The organism is uncultured Maribacter sp. (assembly GCF_947496775.1).
Lineage (GTDB): Bacteria > Bacteroidota > Bacteroidia > Flavobacteriales > Flavobacteriaceae > Maribacter_B.
Genome location: NZ_CANMDU010000009.1, coordinates 99493 through 119879 on the forward strand (window position 1 = coordinate 99493; position 20387 = coordinate 119879).

The window sequence follows — 20387 nt, forward strand, 5'->3', positions numbered from 1 at the left end:
CGATAGAATGAAGAATTTCATAAAAATACTAGTCCTATTTTGTGTGTTTACACATGCGTCTTTTGCTCAAGAAGTAAAATTAGGAAAAGTTTCTAAAGAAGAATTAAAAGAGAAAATTTACGCCAAGGATTCCACCGCAGACGCAGCAATTTTATACAGGAATATAAAGGTTTCTTTTGTATATGTAGAATCAAAAGGTTTTATAATAGAACGAGAAGTACATGAACGGATAAAAATATATAATAAATCGGGTTTTAAACATGGTACAATAGTAGAAAGTTTGTATCAATCTAATGGTACAAGAGAAAGTTTAACGGGCCTTAAGGCTTATACATTTAATTTAGTTGGTGACGAAATTGAAAAGATTAAATTAAAAAAATCGGATATTTTTAAGGAAGAGACATCTAAATATTATAAAAAAGAAAAATTTACTATGCCTAACTTAAAGGAAGGTAGTGTAATAGAATATAATTATACTGTTAGCTCTCCATTTTATTCTTCATTTAATGAAATCATTTTGCAATATGATATTCCTATTGTTCAGCAAGAAATAAAGGTTGAAATTCCAGAGTATTTTTCATTTAAAAATATGACAAAAGGTTATTTGGCTTATGACATAAATAGGAGTAGTAAAGCGGGAAGTATAACTTTTACAAATAAAAACAGGAGTAGTTCAGGATATGTTACAAAGACGGATTTTTCTTCTTCTAAGATAGATTATAAAATAAATGTTTCTAAAGTACAGATGAAGGATGTTCCTGCTTTAAAGGAAGAGGTATATGTAAATAGTATGAATAATTATAGAGCGGCAGTTAAATATGAGCTGCAATATGTAAAATTCCCTAACTCTTCAATTGAAAATTATTCGACCACTTGGGAGAGCGTTGTTAAGAAAATTTATGAAAATGATGAGTTTGGAAAGCAATTAGATATTAAAAAATATTATAAAGAAAATTTGTCAAAGGTTTTAGCGGGAAAAACTTCCGAAACGGAAAAATTAGAAGCTGTATTTACACATGTTCAAGCTAGAATGAATTGGAATAATATTTACGGCTACTCTACAGATGAAGGAGTAAAAAAAGCTTATGATTTAAAAACAGGAAATGTTGCAGATATTAATCTAATGTTAGTGAGTATGTTACGCGCAGCTGGTTTAAATGCAAAACCAGTATTAGTAAGTACAAGAAGTAATGGGGTACCATTGTTCCCTACAAGATACGGTTTTAATTATGTAGTTGCGGTTGTTAATACGAATGGTAAGAATATTTTCTTAGATGCTACCAGTAAATATAATAAGCCTAATATGCTTCCTATAAGGGCTTTGAATTGGGCAGGCAGAATTGTTAATGAAGGAGGGCTATCCTCTTCGGTGTCATTATTACCAGATCATAAATCAACGGAAAGTGTTATGATGATGGCTTCCATTTCTAATGAAGGTAATCTAGAAGGAAAGATTAGAAGAAATTGTAGAGATTATGTTGCTTATAAATTTAGGATTAATAACTCGGAGTTAGCAGAGGATTCTTATCTTGAGAAATTAGAAGAGGCTTATAATGGCATAGAAATTTCGGAATATAGTATAGATAATAAAAAAATACCGAATAAGCCAGTTGTTGAAAACTTTAGTTTTAATTTGGAAGATGCTGCAGAAATATTAGGAGATAAAATGTACGTGTCTCCATTGTTGTGGTTTACGCAAAAAGAAAATCCCTTTAAGACAGAAAAGAGAGACTACCCAATAGATTACGGATATCCTTGGGAAGATAAACATATGATAACAATTAAAATTCCAGAAGGGTATCAAGTAGAATTTATACCACAATCCATTAATGTCTCCGTAGGAGATGGATTAGGAAATTTTAAATACAGCTTATCAAAAACCCCAATAGGACTTCAGATAAGCTCCAGTTTAAGCCTAAATAAAGCAATAATTAGCCCTCAGGATTATCAAGGATTAAAAGATTTTTACACCGCTGTAATAGAAAAACAAACAGAAAAAGTAGTTTTGTCTAAAATTTAAGACAAATGAGTATAACAGCAGAACAACAAAAGGTAGATACTTGGATTAAAGAACACGGTGTTCGTTATTTTAATGAACTTACCAATATGGCGCAACTTACAGAAGAAGTTGGTGAGGTGGCTCGTATTATTGCTCGTAGATATGGAGAACAAAGCGAAAAAGAATCGGATAAAAATAAAGATTTAGGAGAGGAATTGGCAGATGTACTATTTGTTGTTTTGTGTTTAGCGAACCAAACAGGAGTAGATTTACAACAAGCTTTTGATAAAAAGTTAGAATTAAAGACAAAGCGCGATCATGACCGTCATCAGAATAATAAAAAGTTGAAATAGTGTTATATTTGACGTTCGTTTTTAATCCACTATAGTTTTGAAATTACACATCTCTAGTCCATCCAACAATTTAATTAATGCTACAGTAAAAATAACAGGTTCTAAAAGTGAATCTAATCGTTCTTTATTATTAAAAGCATTGTATTCTAATATTTCTATAAGCAATGTATCTAATTCGGATGATGCCGTTGTAATGGAAAAGGGATTGCAAATATCTTCAGGTATTGTTGATATTCATCATGCGGGTACGGCTATGCGTTTTTTAACTAGTTATTTCGCTAGTCAAGAAGGGAAAGAGGTTACTTTAACCGGTTCACAACGAATGACAGAGCGTCCGATAAAGGTTCTAGTAGAAGCCTTGCAAGATTTGGGAGCGGATATTACATATGTAGAAAATGAAGGATATCCCCCCTTACTTATTAAAGGTAAAAAACTGACTAAAAGTAAAGTAAGTTTGCCTGCTAATATTAGTAGTCAATATATATCTTCCTTACTATTAACTGCACCGAGTTTGGAAAATGGAATAGAGGTGGAGTTAGTAGGGAAAATAACATCTGTTCCTTATATAAAAATGACTTTGGCTCTTTTAAAAGAGATTGGAGTAGAAAGCGCATTTAAAGGGAATACCATTACTGTAGCTCCTAAAAAAGAGGTAAAGCCAACGGAGTTAGTTGTGGAGTCTGATTGGAGTTCCGCATCGTATTTCTATAGTTTAGTTGCTTTAAGCGATGTAGGTTCCGAAATTACATTATCGGCCTATAAGAAAGATAGTTTACAGGGAGATAGTGTTTTAGCAGAAATATATAAAGATTTTGGTGTAGAAACGGTATTTCAAGACCACCAAATTATATTAAAAAAGAAAACCGCTAATACCTTACCTAAAGTTACTATAGATTTATCTAATGCTCCAGATATAGCGCAGACAATAGCTGTTACTTGTTTTGGATTGGGTGTGAGTTGTTATTTAACAGGTTTGCATACACTAAAAATTAAGGAAACGGATCGTTTAGAAGCATTATATGCTGAACTGTCTAAGTTGGGAGCAGATATTAAAGTAACAGATAAAACCTTAACATTAGAGTCAACGCCAGAAATAAAAACCAACGTTGCTATTGACACGTATAATGATCATAGAATGGCAATGGCTTTTGGTCCTTTAGCTTTAAAAACTGCATTATTTGTAAACGATGCAGAAGTGGTTTCTAAGTCGTATCCGGATTATTGGACTGATTTTAAAAACCTTGGGATAGTAGTTAAACAAGCTTAATTTCTATTTAATTGCCGATTTACTTGACAACCCCTCCTTCGGAGTTGTATATTTGCCACCGCAAAAAACGCTAATAAAAATTGTATAAATGAAATTATCAAACTTCAATTTTGAATTACCAGAAGATTTACTAGCAGAATATCCTGCGGAGCATAGAGATGAATCTAAACTAATGGTAGTTCATAGAGAAACAGGTAAAATTGAACACAAAATGTTCAAAGACCTTATTAATTATTTTGATGAGGGTGATGTAATGGTTCTTAATAATACCAAAGTTTTTCCTGCTAGATTATATGGCAACAAAGAAAAAACAGGAGCAAGAATTGAAGTGTTTTTATTACGAGAACTTAATGAAGAGCAACGCCTTTGGGATGTTTTAGTGGATCCAGCACGTAAAATACGTATTGGTAATAAATTATATTTCGGTGATGATGATACCTTAGTAGCAGAAGTTATCGACAATACTACATCAAGAGGAAGAACATTACGTTTTTTATATGATGGTTCTTATATAGATTTCAGAAGAAAATTAAGAGAATTAGGAGAAACCCCTTTGCCTAAGTATATAAAAAGAGAAGTGCAAGAAGATGATGAGGAAAGATACCAAACCATTTATGCAAAGCACGAAGGTGCTGTAGCTGCACCAACTGCAGGTCTACATTTTTCTAAACACTTATTAAAACGTTTAGAAATAAAAGGAGTAGATTTTGCTGAACTTACTTTACATGTTGGTTTAGGTACATTTAACCCTGTTGAGGTAGAAGATTTATCTAAACATAAAATGGATAGCGAAGAGTTAATTATTGATGAAAAAGCTACGGAGATTGTAAATTCAGCACAGTCTAAGAAAAAAAGAATTTGTGCTGTAGGGACAACTGCAATGCGTGGTTTAGAAAGCGCAGTATCTTCTAATAGAACTTTAAATACCTATGAAGGTTGGACTAATAAATTTATTTTTCCTCCATACGATTTTAGTATAGCTAATTGTATGGTAACCAATTTTCATTTACCAAAATCAACTTTAATGATGATGGTTTCTGCTTTTGCAGGACATGATTTAATGAAAAAAGCATATAAAGAAGCAATCTTAGAAAGCTATAAGTTTTATTCTTATGGTGATGCAATGTTAATATTATAAGAACTTCTAAATAATACTAAAATCCTGTTATCCGTTGCAATATAGCTTAGGTTAACAGGATTTTTTATCTTATTAAACTTGGAGAAAAAAAAAGATATACGAGCATTAACAAAGGAGCAGTTAAGAGAATTCTTCGTAAAAAACGGGGATAAAGCATTTAGAGGCAATCAAGTCTATGAGTGGCTTTGGCAAAAAGCTGCACATTCTTTTGATGTTATGACTAATATTTCCAAGGAAACCAGAGATAAGTTAGAGGCAAGTTTTGTCATTAACCATATTAAGGTAGACCAAATGCAGCGCAGTAGCGATGGTACTATAAAAAATGCAGTGCGTTTACATGATGATTTAATAGTAGAGTCGGTATTAATTCCTACAAAAACTAGAACTACCGCTTGTGTTTCTAGTCAGGTAGGATGTAGTTTGGATTGTAAATTTTGTGCAACAGCCAGATTAAAGCGCATGCGTAATTTAAATCCAGATGAGATTTATGATCAAGTAGTAGCTATTGACAATGAAAGTCGATTGTATTTTGATAAACCCTTGAGTAATATTGTGTTCATGGGTATGGGGGAGCCTTTAATGAATTATAATAATGTTTTAAAGGCGATTGATAAAATTACAGCTCCCGAAGGTTTAGGTATGTCTCCTAAAAGAATTACCGTTTCTACATCTGGGGTTCCAAAGATGATACGCAAAATGGCAGATGAAGAAGTTAAATTTAAACTAGCCGTATCTCTACATTCTGCTATTGATGATATTAGAACTTCCATAATGCCTTTTAACGCTACTTTTACCCTAGCAGATTTAAGAGAATCTTTGCAGTATTGGTATGCCAAAACAAAAAGTAGAATCACATACGAATATGTGGTGTGGGATGGTATTAATGATACTAAAAAAGATGTAGACGCCTTGGTAGCCTTTTGTAAATTTGCTCCTTCTAAAGTTAATCTAATAGAATACAATCCTATTGACGATGGTATTTTTCAACAGGCAACGAGTAAAGCAGTAGAAATGTATGTGTCAGTTTTAGAGAAAAATGGTATTGTGGTAACCGTACGTAGGTCTAGGGGAAAAGATATTGATGCGGCTTGTGGTCAGTTAGCTAATAAATCTTAACTTATTCGTGTAAAACTGTGTATTCTGGGAACGTTGTAGTAAAAAAGTAAAATAGAACATGTTCCTTAGTTATAATGCATATTATAACGTTAATAGCCTAGTTATTTTTCATAATTTTGATGTATAAGTAATAAAGATGTTTTTTTGAAAATAGTAGCACAAATTAAAGAGCCTATAAATAAAGAAATGGAACTTTTTGAAAAAAAGTTTCGGGACTCTATGACCTCTAAGGTTGCTTTGCTAAACAGAATAACATATTATATAGTAAACCGTAAGGGTAAGCAAATGCGCCCAATGTTTGTTTTTTTAACTGCCAAATTGTTAAATGGAGGAGAAGTTAATGAACGTACCTATCGCGGAGCTTCAGTAATAGAACTTATACATACAGCAACTTTAGTTCATGATGATGTTGTAGATGAAAGTGATAAACGAAGAGGTTTCTTTTCTATAAATGCACTGTGGAAAAATAAGATAGCGGTTTTAGTTGGGGACTATTTACTATCTAAAGGGTTGTTGTTGTCAATAGATAATGATGATTTTGATTTACTTAAAATTATATCTGTTGCTGTTCGTGAAATGAGCGAAGGGGAACTATTGCAAATAGAAAAAGCCAGACGTTTAGATATTACAGAGGAAGTTTACTATGACATTATTCGTAAAAAAACGGCAACTCTAATAGCAGCTTGTTGTAGTCTTGGAGCATGTTCCGTACAACCGGAGACAGAACACGTGGAAATATATAGAAAATTTGGAGAGTTGTGTGGTATGGCATTTCAAATAAAAGACGACCTTTTTGATTATGGTAGTACAGCAATAGGGAAACCCACAGGAATTGATATTAAAGAACAAAAAATGACATTACCATTAATTTATGCATTAAATAATTGTTCTAAAACGGAAAAGAAATGGGTGATTAACTCTGTAAAAAATCACAATAAAGATAAGAAGAGAGTAAAAGAGGTAATAGCCTTTGTTAAAGAAAAAGGGGGGCTAGAGTATGCGGTCTCTAAAATGTTAGCCTTTAAGGAAGAAGCTTTACAAATGTTAGAAAATTACCCAGATTCTGACTATAAAAGTGCACTACAGCTAATGGTTAATTATGTTGTAGATAGAAAAAAATAAAGATATCTCTCTGGTTTATAGTCTATTATTTCAAAATATAAAAATAATTTTAATCTTCAGGCAACTATTTCAAAGTATAACTCGTCTATCTTTATAGAAGACAATTCTAAAAGACTTTGAAAATTATTTCATTTTATAAAAACGAAACCCAACTCATAAAAAAAGCAGTCTCTGGAAATAGAGAAGCACAACGCTTTATTTATGATACTTATGCTCCTAAAATGTTAGGAGTGTGTAGACAGTATATTAAAGATATGCAGTTTGCGGAAGATGTTATGGTAGCTGGGTTTTTAAAAGTTTTTTCTAAACTAGATAGTTTTAAACACCAAGGAAATTTTGAGGGGTGGATTCGGAAGATTATGATTCGAGAAAGTATAAGCTATCTTCGAAAAAAACAGTTTGTAGTTTATGATGATGAGATTATAGAAAAAAATACTATTGTGGATTATGGAAATGACACCGTTTTAGAGGTCGAGTATATTCAAAACATAATAGATGATTTACCACAAGGATATAAAATGGTATTTGTTTTATTTGCTATAGAGGGGTATAAACATAAAGAAATAGCGGAAATGTTAGAAATATCGGAGAGTACCTCAAAATCGCAACTATTTAAAGCAAGACTATTATTGCAAAAAAAATTAAGAGAACAAAATATTATAGGGTATGGAGCCAAATAAGATAGAAAAACATATGCAGAAGGTTCTTAAAGAAAGAGAGATATCTCCATCAAATTCGACATGGGATACTATTTCTAAAGAACTAGATGCAAATAAAAAACCTAAGAATAAAAAGTTTTATTGGTATGCTATTGCGGCAAGTGTTTTAGTATTAATTTCTTTTTCCTTGTTTTTTACTATCAGTAAAGAAAATTTAGGCGCGCCGAATGGTGTTTTAGTAGAGCAAGAAGACAAGCAAATCGACGAGAAAAATTTAGACTCTTATAAGCTTTTAAATGAAGAAAAACCTATAGAAGTGGTTAATGTGCCTAAAGAAATCATTGAAAAAAAATCAAAGCAAAAAACAAGCTCTTCTATTATGGCTAGTCCTGCAAACGAGCCAAAAGAACAAATTGTGCATAATGATCCTTTGTTAGAGAAAATTAAAGATTCTTTTATTGTACCAGACTCTGTGCTAGAAACTAAAGTTGCTGCAATTATAGAAAAAACACAACTTTTAAAGGCAATAGATTATGAGGTTACCGATGCCGAAATAGACTCTTTGTTAAGAGATGCGCAGTTAGAAATTTTGACGAATAAATTATTTGTGGATAACAGTAAAGTAGATGCCTTAGCTTTACTTAATGAGGTAGAAGGGGAGTTAGATATTTCTTTTAGGGATCAAATTTTAAAATCTTTAAAAAGTAGATTTTTAAAAGCAAAGACTGCGATTGCCGACCGTAATAATTAAAATATTCATCAATCAATAATCATAATTCTTTGTTTTTTTCCTGCCAAGGTACGGCAGGAAAGGCAAGGGATACTAAATCAAAATTTTATGACAACTATTACTTTTCGCATTTTAGGTTTGGCCTTGTTTTTTAGTGGAACACTACTATCACAAGAACATTATGAAGATAAAGTTAAGGACTTGCAGCAAAAAAAAGCTCTTATTGTAGAACAAGAAAAGGAAGCTCTTAAAGAACAAGTAGAATTTATAAATCAACGTTTAAGTACAAATGAAATATCCTATGAAGAAGCTAAAGAGTTAAAAGAAAAAGCGGCAAAAAGAAGGGCTTTAAATATAGAAGAAAGAGTGGCTATTATTACGAATAAAATTTCTTTGATAGAACGTAATTATGGTGAGGTTTTGGTTTTAAAAGCTGCGGATAGCTCTGCAAATAAAGCAGTCGGGATAAGTATTGATTTAACTCGGGGAGATGGGTCTACATTGCAATGGGAGAAAAGACAAAGAAAAAAACAAGAGTTAAAATACGACCGTAGAACCTATTCCGATTTTGTAATTGCTGTAGGGTTAAATAATGTTATTGAAGAAGGTAAATCTATTCAGGATACTCCATATAAAGTAGGAAGAAGTCGTTTTTTTGAACTTGGATGGCAATGGAGAACACGAGTATTTAAGAATTCTAATTTTATGCGTTTAAATTATGGGGTTTCTTTTCAGTTTAATGGATTAAAACCTAAAAACAATCAATATTTTGTTTTAGACTCTAATAACCAAACTGTTTTAGAAGAATTTGATGTGAATTTAGATAAATCAAAACTTAGGATGGATAACTTAGTTTTTCCCGTGCATTTAGAATTTGGACCGTCAAAATTTGATAAGTCAGAAAAGAAAATTCGTTATTCTATTCATAATAAGTTTAGGTTAGGGTTAGGGGCTTATGGTGGTTTTAACTTGTCAACTCGTCAAAAATTAAAATATACGCGCAATGGTGAGAGTATAAAAGAGAAACTTAAAAGAAGTTATAATACAAATAGTTTTGTATACGGGGTAAGTGCTTATGCAGGTTTCGATGGAGCTTTGTTATATGTGAAGTATGATTTGAACCCCATTTTTAAAGATGCAGGAATAAAGCAAAATAATATATCCTTAGGTCTACGATTCGATTTATAGAAATAAATCCCGGCATATTTGCTGGGATTTATTTTTAAAAAAGAAACGTCTTGTTTTTTCCTTATAAACATGGACATATTAATAAGGGCTTACAAGACGTTCTTACAATTAACCAACCAAAGTTAAAGTGTTATAAAAGTTCAAAAGAAACACTTATGTTGTAATCCATGGAGTCCGTTGGGTTACCGTAATACCAGGATTGACTTATTTTATTAACATTATTGTCCGTGAAAGAAATTATAGGTCCAACTTGCTTCCCTAGTTTTTTTGCAATTGCTTCTGCCTTTTTCTTGGCATTATCAAAAGCACCTTTTGCATAATCTGCGATTTGTTTTTCTGTGAATTTTATTTCGTACTTGTATTCTAATTTGCTAACTCCCATAGAGCGTACTTTTAAGAATTTTTGCATTTCTGCTACAGAATTACTTTTAAACTCTAGAAAGACACCATTTTTTTCATAGCCCATTAAATCATACTGTAATTGGTTTTCTTTTAAAGAAGAGTTAGGTATCCCTTCTTTAGCAAGTTTATTTATGTAGTTAGATTTTATCTCATCTAAAGACATGGTTTGTGAGTCGTAATAAACATTATTTAAACTAACTATCATACTCGCGGTATACGTTGGGTTAGTTTTAATAGTATGCACCCCAGTTACGTTTATACTGTTTTTATTCTGTTGTGAGAATCCCTTTAGCGTTGTCATAAGAAGGAGTATAAAAAAGACTAATTTTTTCATGATATATCTTTAGAATGTTATTATGCTTTATATTACAGAAAAAAGAAAGGAAGCTGCAATCATCCATGCGCCAACGATAAGTCCTAAAATTCCTAATTTACCTTGTTTAGGAGCAATTTTTGCTCTTAGTTCTTCTGCTTTTACTTTGGCGGCTTCATTTTTTCCTAAGAATAATTTGTTAATTAATCCAGACCCTAGCATAAACCCTAATGCAGCAGAAACTATATTTCCGGCTAGTAAGGTAATCCACCATATAGGGGCACTTGTAAGCCATCCTAGATTTAGTAAAGCGGTGATAATTCCCCATACTCCCCAAAAGCAAAAGACAAGTCCTATCCATCCTTGGTACGGTTCTACTTTTTCTAATAATTCTTTAGCATTTGGTTTTTTTGCAAGAATTAAAGATGGTACTGCAATAATGCTTAATAAAATAAGTGTAATTCCCCAGATCATAATTTTTTAATTTTTAAGGTTATTTAAATATTTGTATACTGCAAAGGTGCATCGGTTTGTATTTCTTTTTTACCCTTGGAACAATGAAAAAATACTCCCTGAAAAAGGGGATAGCTTCTGTAGTTTACTGTTTCTATTGTATCATATACATTGTATGTATTCCATACATTGTATATATTGCATTATTATAAATACCCTTTAAAAGATTGATTTCTAAAACTACCATAGACAAAGTCTACGAAACTTCCCGCTTAGAGGAAGTTATTGGCGATTTTGTACAATTAAAGAAAGCAGGTAGTAACTTTAAAGGACTAAGTCCTTTTAGTGATGAAAAATCTCCGAGTTTTATGGTGTCCCCTGTAAAGCAAATATGGAAAGATTTTAGTAGTGGAAAGGGAGGTAATGTGGTTGCTTTTTTAATGGAGCATGAGCATTTTACTTATCCAGAAGCCATAAAATATTTGGCTAAAAAGTATAATATAGAGATAGAGGAGACCGAGCGTACGGACGAGCAAAAGGAAGAAGCTAATGAACGCGAGAGTATGTATTTAGTGTCCGAATTTGCGCAAAAACATTTTGTTGAAATGGTTTGGGAAAGCGAACTTGGCAAGGCAATAGGTCTATCTTATTTTAAAGAAAGAGGTTTTACTGATGAAACTATAAAAAAATTTAAGCTTGGCTATTGTTTAGATAAATGGGATGGTTTTACACTTGCGGCTTTGGATAAAGGATACAAGCTTAATTATTTAGAAAAAACAGGATTAACGATAGTAAAGGAAGATACGTCTAACCCACAAAATTCTAAAAAATTCGATAGATTTAAAGGGAGAGTAATGTTTCCTATTCACTCTATGAGTGGTCGTGTTTTGGGTTTTGGAGGTAGAATACTTACTAATGATAAAAAAGCTGCCAAATATTTAAATTCTCCAGAGAGCGATATTTACCATAAAAGTAAAGTGCTTTACGGTATTTACCATGCTAAGCAAGCTATTGCAAAAGAGGATAATTGTTATTTGGTAGAGGGCTATACCGATGTTATACAGTTTCATCAGCGTGGAATTCATAACGTAGTTGCTTCCAGTGGAACGGCACTTACTCCAGAACAGATTAGGTTAATTAATAGATTAACTAAAAATATTACTGTTTTATTTGATGGTGATGCAGCAGGGTTACGAGCCTCTCTAAGAGGTATAGATTTAATTTTGGAGCAGGGAATGAATGTAAAGGTGTGTACATTTCCGGAAGATGAAGACCCAGATAGTTTTGCGAAAAATAATGAATATGATGCTGTAGTAGCGTACCTACAAGAAAACGGAAAGGATTTTATCCAGTTTAAAGCCTCTTTGCTGATGAAAGAGGCTGCGAATGATCCGATTAAGAGAGCAGATACAGTTAGGGATATTGTGCAGAGTATTTCTAAGATACCGGACCGAATTCAGAAGGAAATATATATACAAGAATGTGCTCAGATTATGAATATATCTGAAGCTGTTCTCTTTAATACCCTTGCTCAAATAGGGAATAAAGGACAAAAAGAGGCTGCAAAACAGCAAAAACAAGAGCAAAAAGCGTTTAAAGTTGTTAAAAACGAAGAAGTTCAGGTTAAGGTAGATGTTCAATATGAGCTAGAGCGAAAAATAATTGAGCAGCTATTATTATATGGGAAAGATGTACATACTTTTGAAGATTTAGTACTTAAAGAAAATGAAGATGGTGATTTGGTTTTAGAGCCAGAGTCTTCAGAGGTTAAAGTATATGAAAAAATTTATTTAGATCTCCAGGATGATGAAATTGAGCTAGCAAATGAAAAGTTTAGAGCTATTTATTATAAGTTGATAGAAGAGCTTAATGAAAAAGAAGATTTTGCAATAAATTCTTTCTTGGCGAATTTAGAGCAAGAGACTATTTCAGAAATATCATCAATTTTAATGGAAGAAGAGAAATATGTTTTACATAATTGGGAAAGTAAAGATATTTTTCCAAAAGATAAAAACAGTGTTATAGCGCAATTAGTAAGCGAAACCATTTTAACTCTTCGGTGTTATTTAATAAAGAAAAGAATGGAGGCTTTACAAAATAAAACTATGGATAGTTCCGAGGATAATAAGGAGACTTTAGAAGAAATTATGAATTATATTCATTTAAATAAACTATTAAACACTAAACTCAACAGAGTTTTAGCATAAAAAAAAAGCCTAACGTAACACGTTAGGCTTTTTTTATTTTTGGTTTTGTTGTTTAGTACAATTCAAGTGCTTTTGCTTGTTGTAATAAGTCTACCATATTATCTACATTTAATTTTTTCATTAAACGAGCTTTATAGGTACTAACCGTTTTTTCATTAAGATTTAAACCAATAGCAACATCTTTATTTCTTTTTCCACTAGCTAAAAGTTTAAGAACTTCTATCTCTCTAGTAGATAATTTTCTAAAGAATCTTCTTGGTTTTTGAGTTCCTTCGTCAAAAGCTAAACGTTGTGCAAGTTCATTAGTAATAAACATACTACCTTCACTTACTTTACGCACTGCAGTTACGATATAATCTACATCAGATGATTTAGATAAATAGCCAAACGCTCCAGCTCTTATTGAACTTAATGCATAAACATCTTCTGATTGTCCACTATACATTAAGACCTTAATTTCAGGATATTCCTTCTTTATTTTTCTTAGAGTTGCTATACCATTTATTTCTGGTATATCCATTTCTAACATAATTACATCTGGCTTTACTTCTTCTAATCTTTGAAAAAGTTCAGCTGTAGTAGATGCATCGGCAATAACTTCAAAATCTGAAGTAGAATCCAATACACTTTTAACGCCCATGCGGATAATGGGGTGGTTGTCCGCGATAAGTACTTTAATCATTTCTTTTTTTTTCTAAATTTATATCCCTTGTAATCACAAATAGACTATAAAGACTGACATGCAATGTAAGGTATAAAAATTTAATTATGAAGACAATATGCGATTATTTTTATTTACTAACGTAATTTTTGTAAGAATATTCGTTTTATCAACATTATTTTCAGTTGAGTGGTCTATTTTAACATTTCAGGGATTACGCAAACAGGTATTGGAACCATTTTATGCTGATTAACAGTATTTAACCTTTTGTAAATAGAAAACACCTCTTTTTTTCTTCCAGAAAAATCATTTGCTTCTTTGCCTTCATCACTCATTTGCATAGCCCATTCTAATTCTGGATACGAAGCTCCTATTTGATCTTCATCTGTGCGGTCATCTCCCCAAAGTCCATCGGTTGGCGCCGCTATTAGTATATCATTATTTATCTCTAAAACTTTGCCAATAGCATATACTTCAGTTTTTAGCAAATCGGCGATAGGGCTTAAATCTACACCGCCATCTCCATATTTTGTGTAAAAGCCTACACCAAAATCTTCTACTTTATTTCCTGTGCCAGCAACCAAATACCCGTGAAGAGCAGCAAAATAATACAAAGTAGTCATACGTAACCTGGCTCTGGTATTGGCTAAAGCCATAAAGCGTCCTTCTTCATCATCTACAGCAGGTAATGAGTTTAAGAGACTGTCAAAAACAGGGGTTAGGTTAACAGGTTGACGGTTTACGTTTTTAAAATTATCTTGTAACCATTGAATGTGCTTAGAAGCTCTATCTTCCTGATTTTGTTCTTGATGAATTGGCATTTCTAAGCATAAAAGGTCCAAACCAGTTTTAGCGCATAATGTAGAAGTTACAGCAGAATCTATTCCTCCAGATATTCCTATTACGAAACCTTTTATGTTGGCTTTAGTGGCATAGTCTTTAAGCCAGTTTACTATGTGGTCTATTACTTTTTCTGTTTGCATAGAAATATTATTATTGATTTAAAACTAGTAACTTTGCCTCTAAAATAAGACCAAGTTTTTTAATAATAAAATGTATCGTAAATAACTTTATATGCGTAAACCTATTTTTATCATTTTATCTATAATCTCTCTATTTTTTGGCTGTAAAGAAGAGAATATGACAGAAAAAGAAATTGAAAAAATAAATGTAGAAGTAACTATTTCTAGATTTGATAGAGAGTTTGCATCAGCAAGCCCTGATGATTTGCCTAAATTAAGAAAGGAATATCCTTATTTGTTCCCTGCGCCTGATAGTGTCTGGGTAAAAAAAATGCAAGATACTTTGCAAATTGAATTAATGCATGAGGTAGGGGAGCAATTTCAAAATTTTGAAAAAGAAAAAATACAATTAGAAGAATTTTACAAACATGTAAAATATTATTTTCCTAAGTATAAAATTCCTCATGTCGTAACAGTTACTAATGATGTGGATTATAACAACCGAATTATTTTAGCAGATAGTTTATTGTTAATTGGTTTGGATAATTACTTAGGAGCCGAACACAAATTTTACGGAGGTATTCAAAAATACATTTCTCAGGGGATGGATAGAAATTATTTAGTTAGTGATGTTGCTAGTACATTTGCTAATAAAGCAGTGCCAGGGCCACGAGACCGAACTTTTTTGGCACAAGTAATTTATTATGGAAAAGAACTGTATTTAAAAGATAAATTATTGCCGAATGCTGCAGATGCTATTAAAATAGGCTATACTGAAGATGAATTTAATTGGGCAATAGCTAATGAAGAACCAATTTGGAGAAATTTTATTGAGCAAGAGTATTTGTATAGTACAGATAATACTTTAGCAAAAAGATTCTTGGAGCCGGCACCCTTTTCTAAGTTTGGATTAGAATTAGATGCAGAATCTCCAGGAAGATTAGGAAGATATATAGGTTGGCAAATAGTTAATTCTTTTATGCAAAATACTAAGTTATCCTTAGTGCAATTAATGACTGTTTCGGCTGAAGAAATTTTTAAGAAGTCTAACTATAAACCAAAAAAATAATGTCAAAATTACATACATCAGAAATAACTCTTAAAGTTGGGTTAGATGAGAATCGTGTACCAGAAAAGTTACAATGGTCAGCTGAAGATGGAGGGGTGGAGAACGAAGAAATTAAGGCAATGTTACTCTCTGTTTGGGATAATAAAAATCAAGAGTCTTTAAAAATTGATTTATGGACAAAAGATATGCCTGTGGATGAGATGAAGGTATTTTTTCACCAAACTCTTGTGGCTATGTCCGATACGTTTATGAAAGCAACTCAAGACGAAAAGATGACCGCTACAATGAAGGACTTTTGCGATTATTTTGCAGAAAAGTTAGAGTTAAAGAAAGGAAAATAATTAGATTAGATTAATAAAAAAATAACCGCTATAAGCGGTTATTTTTTTATTTTACTTAGTTTATAGCTAATAGTGGTGCTTTGGATTGTAGTGTAAGAGCTTCGGTTAATTTGCCTTTTGAGTGGGTGTTATTCTCTTGGTTACTTGGTAGAATAGATATAAGGTCTATTGCTTTTTCAGAAACGTAATTAGATATGCCTTCTACCACATCTTTATTTTCTATAAACATATGGTCTTGGTAAAATGACTCAAGGTAGTATTCTAATAAGTTTTCATTTTTTTCATCTGTAGAAGAATAACCATACATTCCTGGTTCGTTTTCTATAGTTAAAACATGAACTTTAGCATTGAATTTACGAGCAACATCTAAAAGGGTACTTAGTGCCTGTTTATTGTTAATTTCGTCTTTTCCTAAAACAAGAGCTATGTTTTTTAATTGAAAATCTTCAATAGTGTTAGGAACAACTAAAACGGGGCAATTTGCTGCTTTTACTAATTCTGAAGTATTACTTTTTGTAATAGAAGACTTGCTGGGAGCGGAAGTACCCATAATGATTAAGTCTATTTGTCGACTTTTTTGTACCTCTAATACAGAATCGGTTATAGATCCATTCTTGTTTATTAATTCTATCGGAGAACGTAGTGTTTTTGAGTGTTTTAGTTTTATTTCTTCAAACCTTGCATTTATGCTATCGGACTCGCTGGATTCGGAAATATGTACTAGTATTAATCTCATATTGGTTTTTAGCCCAATAAAATCCACAGCATAATCCAAAGCTTTTTCAGCTAAAGGAGAAAAATCAAAAGGTACTAATAGGGTTGAGATTTTGTCCATGATATAAAGTTTGTTGTTTCTAATGTCAAAGCTAGTACCCGCCTTCGATGAAAAATATGACGCTTATCATATTTCGTTTTTTTTATGATTGGACAAACAAAAAACAAAGAGAATGTTGTAAAATTGTCTCTTGTTGTGTAAGTTTTACGGTATAGGGGCGATTAATATTGTAGCCTTGTAGAAGCTATATAATATGGAAAAATTAATTTTTGTCTATAATGCGAATTCTGGATGGCATAATAGTGTTCTAGATAGTCTTCATAAAGTAGTAAGTCCTAATACCTATGCTTGTAGTTTGTGTGATGTTACGTATGGTGCTTTTTCTGAAAATGAAATATGGAAAAAATTTAGGGAAAGGAGTACTGTAAAAATGGAATTTTTGCATAAAGATGAATTTGTGAAAAAATATAAAGTCCCTAAAGTAAATGTGTACGACTATCCGGTAATATTAAAAAGTGTAAATGGAGAGTTGGAGTCTTTTGTTAATGCAAGCGAAATAAATGACTTAAAAAAAGCACAAGATTTAATTAATGTGCTACAAGCTAAATTTTTAAACTAAGTTTTCTTTCTTGTTTTTAAAGTAATCAAAGTTTATATTTTCTATAAAATAAAGAACTTCGTCTCTGCCTAATCTTTTGCTAGATGAGGTTACAAAATGCATGGGAGCTTCTTCCCAAATATCCTCTAATAATATTTTTAAATACTGATTTACTTGTTTTTCTATAGCTTTTGGTTTCAGCTTGTCTGCCTTCGTGAATATAATACAAAAGGGAATACCGTTTTCGCCCATCCATTGCATAAATTCCATATCTATTTTTTGTGGGCTATGTCTTATATCTACTAAAACAAAAGAACAAACGAGTTGTTCTCTTTGCGTAAAATAATTAGTAATATACTTTTGAAAAGTATTTTTTTCTTTTTTAGAAACTCTGGCGTAGCCATATCCGGGTAAATCTACCAAAAACCAGTTTTCGTTTATTTTAAAATGATTAATTAACTGTGTTTTTCCTGGTCTTCCGGAAGTTTTTGCAAGACTTTTTCGTTCCGTTAACATATTAATTAACGAAGATTTTCCAACATTAGACCTACCGATAAAGGCGTATTCTGGCAAAGGTTCTTTGGGACACCTAGAAACATCTGTGTTGCTAATTACAAAGTCTGCAGACTTTATTTTCATTGAAAAATATTTAGAAATTTCTTTTTTCTAACCAGGAATCTAAAATAGTGTTGAATTCATCTGGGTGTTCCATCATAGGTGCGTGCCCGCATTTTTCTATCCAAAATAAATCAGAATCAGGTAATAGTTCGTGAAACTCATTAGCTACATTAGGCGGGGTAACATTGTCATTTTCTCCCCAAATAATGCAAACAGGAGTATTCATTTTTGGTAAATCTTTAGCCATATTGTGTCTAATAGCACTTTTGGCTATTGCTAAAGTTTTTACCAATTTTATTCGATTGTTTACAGTGCTGAATACTTCATCAACTATTTCTTTTGTAGCTACAGCGGGATCATAAAAAACATCTTGTGCTTTTTTCTTTATAAATTCATAATCTCCACGTTTTGGATACCCATCACCCATGGCGCTTTCGTATAAACCGGAGCTTCCAGTAATAACTAAAGCTTTAACATTTTGAGGATACAATTTGGTATGCAAAAGTCCAATGTGTCCTCCTAGTGAGTTCCCTAAAAGAATAACATCTTTTAATCCTTTAAATTTTATAAAATTATCCAGGTATTTTGCAAAATTCTTAACAGTGGTCTTGATTAGGGGCATGTCATAAATTGGCAATTCAGGAACTAATACTTTATATCCTTTTTCAGGAAAATATTCTGTAACTCCTTGAAAGTTGCTTAAACCGCCCATTAGACCATGTAGTATGATAATTGCAGTGCCTTCCCCTTTTTCTATATACCTGTATTTTCCTTCAGTAATTATTTCTTCTTCCATTAAGGATGCTTCTGGTCTTAAGTGACAAATATAGGCAAATATATAGAAAAGCTAATTACGCTCTTGTGCATATTAAAACTTAAATGTCGCGTATGTAAAGTATAAAATTAAAGAAATTATTTATTTAAAAAGAATCGATTTTCTTGTTTTTGAGCTCTAATGAATGAAAAATAACTAGAATTTATTAACAAAGTGGTATTTTGTGGTAAATAGTGGTAATAAAATATATATATTTGAGTTGTAAAAGGTAAATACAAGACTTTGGATATTTTTTTCTTTGGGGTTTTTAATTGTAAAGCAGATGCTAAGGGCAGGGTAATGTTACCTGTGAGCCTAAGGAATCAGATTGCGCCTGTATTGAATAATGGTTTTGTAATTAAACGATCTTACTATGAGGATTGTTTAGAGTTGTATCCTATGAACGAGTGGAATACGGTAATGCGAGAGCTTAATGAATTAAGTAGGTACGAAGAGGAGAATATTGATTTTATAAGAAAATACACAGCTAGTCTAAGGCAAGTGGAAATTGATGCTAATGGTAGGTTGTTAATTCCTAAAGATGTTATTACGGCAGTAGGTATTACAAAAAACGTTGTGTTAGCGCCTATAGGAAAACGTATTGAGATTTGGGATAAAGACCTTTATGATGCTAGAATTTCAGCTTCGAAAGAAGAGAAGGTGAGTCTTGCGAGAAAAGTACGAAACACAGATAAATCTACTAATGAGTTATCATAATCCAGTATTGCTAAAGGATTCCGTTGATGGATTAGCTGTAAAAGAAGATGGTGTCTATGTAGATGTAACTTTTGGTGGCGGCGGACATTCTCGTGAGATATTGAGTAGATTAGGTAGTGAGGGTAGGTTGTTTGCTTTTGATCAAGATGAAGATGCTTTGGCTAATGCGATAGATGATGAAAGGTTTACGTTAATTAATGAGAATTTTAGGTATATAAGACAGTTTTTAAAGTTCTATGGTGTTCGGAAGGTAGATGGGATTTTGGCAGATTTTGGTGTTTCTTCTCATCAATTTGATAAAGCGGAAAGAGGTTTTTCGACTCGTTTTGATGCAGATTTGGATATGCGGATGAGTAAAAAAAATACTATTTCAGCTTATAGTGTAGTTAACGAGTATGTGTTTGATGATTTGAGGAGAGTTTTGTTTCAATATGGCGATTTGCGAAATGCAAATGCCATGGCAAATAAAATTATAGAGAAGAGATCGGAGAGTGAGATAAGAACAACGGAAGAGTTAAAGGAGGTTTTGAGGTCTTTTTTGCCAAAACATAAAGAACATAAAATACTAGCGCAGATATATCAGGCAATTAGAATTGAGGTAAATCAAGAAGTGCAGGTTTTGGAGGAATTTTTATTGCAAACACCAGATTTGCTTCATAAAGCAGGTAGGTTAAGCGCAATAAGTTATCATTCCTTAGAAGATAGATTGGTGAAGAGATTTATAAGAGCTGGACAATTTGAGGGAGAGCCAGAAAAAGATTTTTACGGTAACATAGATGTGCCTTTTAAAAAGGTGGGTGGGTTAATAGTTCCGTCAAGAGAAGAAATTAAAGAGAATAATAGAGCAAGGAGTGCTAAACTTAGAATAGCGGCTAAAATATGAAA

General features: G+C 32.2%; 22 protein-coding genes. 15 read left to right on the forward strand and 7 right to left on the reverse strand.

What is annotated here, in order from left to right:
• Positions 1–7 precede the first annotated feature (7 nt).
• The 9 genes from Q0856_RS14265 (at position 8) to Q0856_RS14305 (ending at position 9572) form a co-directional block, all read left to right on the forward strand.
• Positions 8–2020 carry a DUF3857 domain-containing protein gene (locus tag Q0856_RS14265; RefSeq protein ID WP_298506111.1) on the forward strand — a complete coding sequence of 671 codons (2013 nt, stop codon included), beginning with the start codon at positions 8–10 and terminating at the stop codon, positions 2018–2020.
• 5 nt (positions 2021–2025) lie between these two features.
• Positions 2026–2352 carry a nucleotide pyrophosphohydrolase gene (locus Q0856_RS14270; RefSeq protein ID WP_298479307.1) on the forward strand — a complete coding sequence of 109 codons (327 nt, stop codon included), beginning with the start codon at positions 2026–2028 and terminating at the stop codon, positions 2350–2352.
• Positions 2353–2389: 37 nt separating this feature from the next.
• Positions 2390–3619, forward strand: a complete 1230-nt coding sequence (locus Q0856_RS14275; RefSeq protein ID WP_298506114.1) for a 3-phosphoshikimate 1-carboxyvinyltransferase — start codon at positions 2390–2392, stop codon at positions 3617–3619.
• A gap of 88 nt (positions 3620–3707) precedes the next feature.
• Positions 3708–4757, forward strand: a complete 1050-nt coding sequence (gene queA / locus Q0856_RS14280; RefSeq protein ID WP_298479301.1) for a tRNA preQ1(34) S-adenosylmethionine ribosyltransferase-isomerase QueA — start codon at positions 3708–3710, stop codon at positions 4755–4757.
• Positions 4758–4835: 78 nt separating this feature from the next.
• Positions 4836–5873, forward strand: coding sequence for a 23S rRNA (adenine(2503)-C(2))-methyltransferase RlmN (gene rlmN / locus Q0856_RS14285; RefSeq protein ID WP_298479298.1), 1038 nt, complete (start codon positions 4836–4838; stop codon positions 5871–5873).
• Between the two features lie 144 nt (positions 5874–6017).
• On the forward strand, positions 6018–6995 hold the full coding sequence (locus Q0856_RS14290; protein WP_298479295.1) for a polyprenyl synthetase family protein: 978 nt from the start codon (positions 6018–6020) through the stop codon (positions 6993–6995).
• A 116-nt stretch (positions 6996–7111) separates the two neighbouring features.
• Complete coding sequence (locus Q0856_RS14295; protein ID WP_298506117.1) at positions 7112–7675, forward strand: RNA polymerase sigma factor; 564 nt, start codon at positions 7112–7114, stop codon at positions 7673–7675.
• Positions 7662–8405: a hypothetical protein gene (locus Q0856_RS14300; protein ID WP_298506120.1), complete on the forward strand. Its 744-nt coding sequence runs from the start codon at positions 7662–7664 to the stop codon at positions 8403–8405. The genes Q0856_RS14295 and Q0856_RS14300 overlap by 14 nt, the downstream gene beginning before the upstream one ends.
• 87 nt (positions 8406–8492) lie before the next feature.
• Complete coding sequence (locus Q0856_RS14305) at positions 8493–9572, forward strand: hypothetical protein (RefSeq protein WP_298506123.1); 1080 nt, start codon at positions 8493–8495, stop codon at positions 9570–9572.
• Between the two features lie 130 nt (positions 9573–9702).
• On the opposite strand, the gene Q0856_RS14310 is transcribed toward Q0856_RS14305, so the two are convergent.
• Together Q0856_RS14310 and Q0856_RS14315 are read right to left on the reverse strand one after the other, a co-directional pair.
• The gene (locus tag Q0856_RS14310) at positions 9703–10275 is read right to left on the reverse strand and encodes an SIMPL domain-containing protein (protein ID WP_298506126.1); all 573 of its coding nucleotides are present in this window, start codon (positions 10273–10275) and stop codon (positions 9703–9705) included.
• Between the two features lie 60 nt (positions 10276–10335).
• On the reverse strand, positions 10336–10761 hold the full coding sequence (locus Q0856_RS14315; RefSeq protein ID WP_298479280.1) for a hypothetical protein: 426 nt from the start codon (positions 10759–10761) through the stop codon (positions 10336–10338).
• A 206-nt stretch (positions 10762–10967) separates the two neighbouring features.
• Between Q0856_RS14315 and dnaG the strand changes: the two genes are divergently transcribed.
• Positions 10968–12947 (forward strand): DNA primase, encoded by a 1980-nt coding sequence (gene dnaG, locus Q0856_RS14320; RefSeq protein WP_298506129.1) that lies wholly within the window; start codon positions 10968–10970, stop codon positions 12945–12947.
• Positions 12948–12999: 52 nt separating this feature from the next.
• Here dnaG and Q0856_RS14325 read toward each other — a convergent pair whose 3' ends face one another.
• Both Q0856_RS14325 and nadE read right to left on the reverse strand, forming a co-directional pair.
• Positions 13000–13629, reverse strand: a complete 630-nt coding sequence (locus Q0856_RS14325) for a response regulator transcription factor (RefSeq protein WP_298479274.1) — start codon at positions 13627–13629, stop codon at positions 13000–13002.
• 173 nt (positions 13630–13802) lie between these two features.
• A complete protein-coding gene (gene nadE / locus Q0856_RS14330) occupies positions 13803–14591 on the reverse strand; it encodes an NAD(+) synthase (RefSeq protein WP_298479271.1) in 789 nt (262 codons plus the stop codon).
• Positions 14592–14682: 91 nt separating this feature from the next.
• On the opposite strand from nadE, the gene gldB reads away from it, so the two are divergent.
• Together gldB and gldC are read left to right on the forward strand one after the other, a co-directional pair.
• A complete protein-coding gene (gldB, locus tag Q0856_RS14335) occupies positions 14683–15639 on the forward strand; it encodes a gliding motility lipoprotein GldB (protein ID WP_298506132.1) in 957 nt (318 codons plus the stop codon).
• On the forward strand, positions 15639–15980 hold the full coding sequence (gldC, locus tag Q0856_RS14340) for a gliding motility protein GldC (protein WP_298479265.1): 342 nt from the start codon (positions 15639–15641) through the stop codon (positions 15978–15980). Before gldB ends, gldC begins: the two co-directional genes overlap by 1 nt.
• A 55-nt stretch (positions 15981–16035) precedes the next feature.
• Here gldC and Q0856_RS14345 read toward each other — a convergent pair whose 3' ends face one another.
• Positions 16036–16815, reverse strand: coding sequence for a universal stress protein (locus Q0856_RS14345; protein ID WP_298479261.1), 780 nt, complete (start codon positions 16813–16815; stop codon positions 16036–16038).
• A 193-nt stretch (positions 16816–17008) separates the two neighbouring features.
• Here Q0856_RS14345 and Q0856_RS14350 point away from each other — a divergent pair, with 193 nt between their 5' ends.
• Complete coding sequence (locus tag Q0856_RS14350) at positions 17009–17374, forward strand: GTPase (protein WP_298506135.1); 366 nt, start codon at positions 17009–17011, stop codon at positions 17372–17374.
• Here the strand turns inward: Q0856_RS14350 and yihA are convergent.
• Both yihA and Q0856_RS14360 read right to left on the reverse strand, forming a co-directional pair.
• Complete coding sequence (gene yihA / locus Q0856_RS14355) at positions 17366–17992, reverse strand: ribosome biogenesis GTP-binding protein YihA/YsxC (protein WP_298479255.1); 627 nt, start codon at positions 17990–17992, stop codon at positions 17366–17368. The two genes, Q0856_RS14350 and yihA, sit on opposite strands and share 9 nt — an antisense overlap.
• Before the next feature lie 10 nt (positions 17993–18002).
• Positions 18003–18767 (reverse strand): alpha/beta hydrolase, encoded by a 765-nt coding sequence (locus tag Q0856_RS14360; protein WP_298506137.1) that lies wholly within the window; start codon positions 18765–18767, stop codon positions 18003–18005.
• A gap of 261 nt (positions 18768–19028) precedes the next feature.
• Between Q0856_RS14360 and Q0856_RS14365 the strand changes: the two genes are divergently transcribed.
• Together Q0856_RS14365 and rsmH are read left to right on the forward strand one after the other, a co-directional pair.
• On the forward strand, positions 19029–19502 hold the full coding sequence (locus tag Q0856_RS14365; RefSeq protein WP_298479249.1) for a division/cell wall cluster transcriptional repressor MraZ: 474 nt from the start codon (positions 19029–19031) through the stop codon (positions 19500–19502).
• Positions 19489–20385, forward strand: a complete 897-nt coding sequence (gene rsmH / locus Q0856_RS14370; protein WP_298506139.1) for a 16S rRNA (cytosine(1402)-N(4))-methyltransferase RsmH — start codon at positions 19489–19491, stop codon at positions 20383–20385. The genes Q0856_RS14365 and rsmH overlap by 14 nt, the downstream gene beginning before the upstream one ends.
• Positions 20386–20387 lie beyond the last annotated feature (2 nt).

Excerpts from the sequence above, each read along its gene's own strand:
- nadE (WP_298479271.1), bottom strand. The coding sequence starts at position 14,591 with ATGCAAACAGAAAAAGTAATAGACCACATAGTAAACTGGCTTAAAGAC.
- Q0856_RS14325 (WP_298479274.1), bottom strand. The coding sequence starts at position 13,629 with ATGATTAAAGTACTTATCGCGGACAACCACCCCATTATCCGCATGGGC.
- Q0856_RS14305 (WP_298506123.1), top strand. The coding sequence starts at position 8,493 with ATGACAACTATTACTTTTCGCATTTTAGGTTTGGCCTTGTTTTTTAGT.
- Q0856_RS14360 (WP_298506137.1), bottom strand. The coding sequence starts at position 18,767 with ATGGAAGAAGAAATAATTACTGAAGGAAAATACAGGTATATAGAAAAA.
- Q0856_RS14265 (WP_298506111.1), top strand. The coding sequence starts at position 8 with ATGAAGAATTTCATAAAAATACTAGTCCTATTTTGTGTGTTTACACAT.
- Q0856_RS14310 (WP_298506126.1), bottom strand. The coding sequence starts at position 10,275 with ATGACAACGCTAAAGGGATTCTCACAACAGAATAAAAACAGTATAAAC.
- Q0856_RS14270 (WP_298479307.1), top strand. The coding sequence starts at position 2,026 with ATGAGTATAACAGCAGAACAACAAAAGGTAGATACTTGGATTAAAGAA.
- Q0856_RS14300 (WP_298506120.1), top strand. The coding sequence starts at position 7,662 with ATGGAGCCAAATAAGATAGAAAAACATATGCAGAAGGTTCTTAAAGAA.
- Q0856_RS14345 (WP_298479261.1), bottom strand. The coding sequence starts at position 16,815 with ATGGACAAAATCTCAACCCTATTAGTACCTTTTGATTTTTCTCCTTTA.
- queA (WP_298479301.1), top strand. The coding sequence starts at position 3,708 with ATGAAATTATCAAACTTCAATTTTGAATTACCAGAAGATTTACTAGCA.
- Q0856_RS14315 (WP_298479280.1), bottom strand. The coding sequence starts at position 10,761 with ATGATCTGGGGAATTACACTTATTTTATTAAGCATTATTGCAGTACCA.
- gldC (WP_298479265.1), top strand. The coding sequence starts at position 15,639 with ATGTCAAAATTACATACATCAGAAATAACTCTTAAAGTTGGGTTAGAT.
- yihA (WP_298479255.1), bottom strand. The coding sequence starts at position 17,992 with ATGAAAATAAAGTCTGCAGACTTTGTAATTAGCAACACAGATGTTTCT.
- gldB (WP_298506132.1), top strand. The coding sequence starts at position 14,683 with ATGCGTAAACCTATTTTTATCATTTTATCTATAATCTCTCTATTTTTT.
- Q0856_RS14350 (WP_298506135.1), top strand. The coding sequence starts at position 17,009 with ATGGAAAAATTAATTTTTGTCTATAATGCGAATTCTGGATGGCATAAT.
- rsmH (WP_298506139.1), top strand. The coding sequence starts at position 19,489 with ATGAGTTATCATAATCCAGTATTGCTAAAGGATTCCGTTGATGGATTA.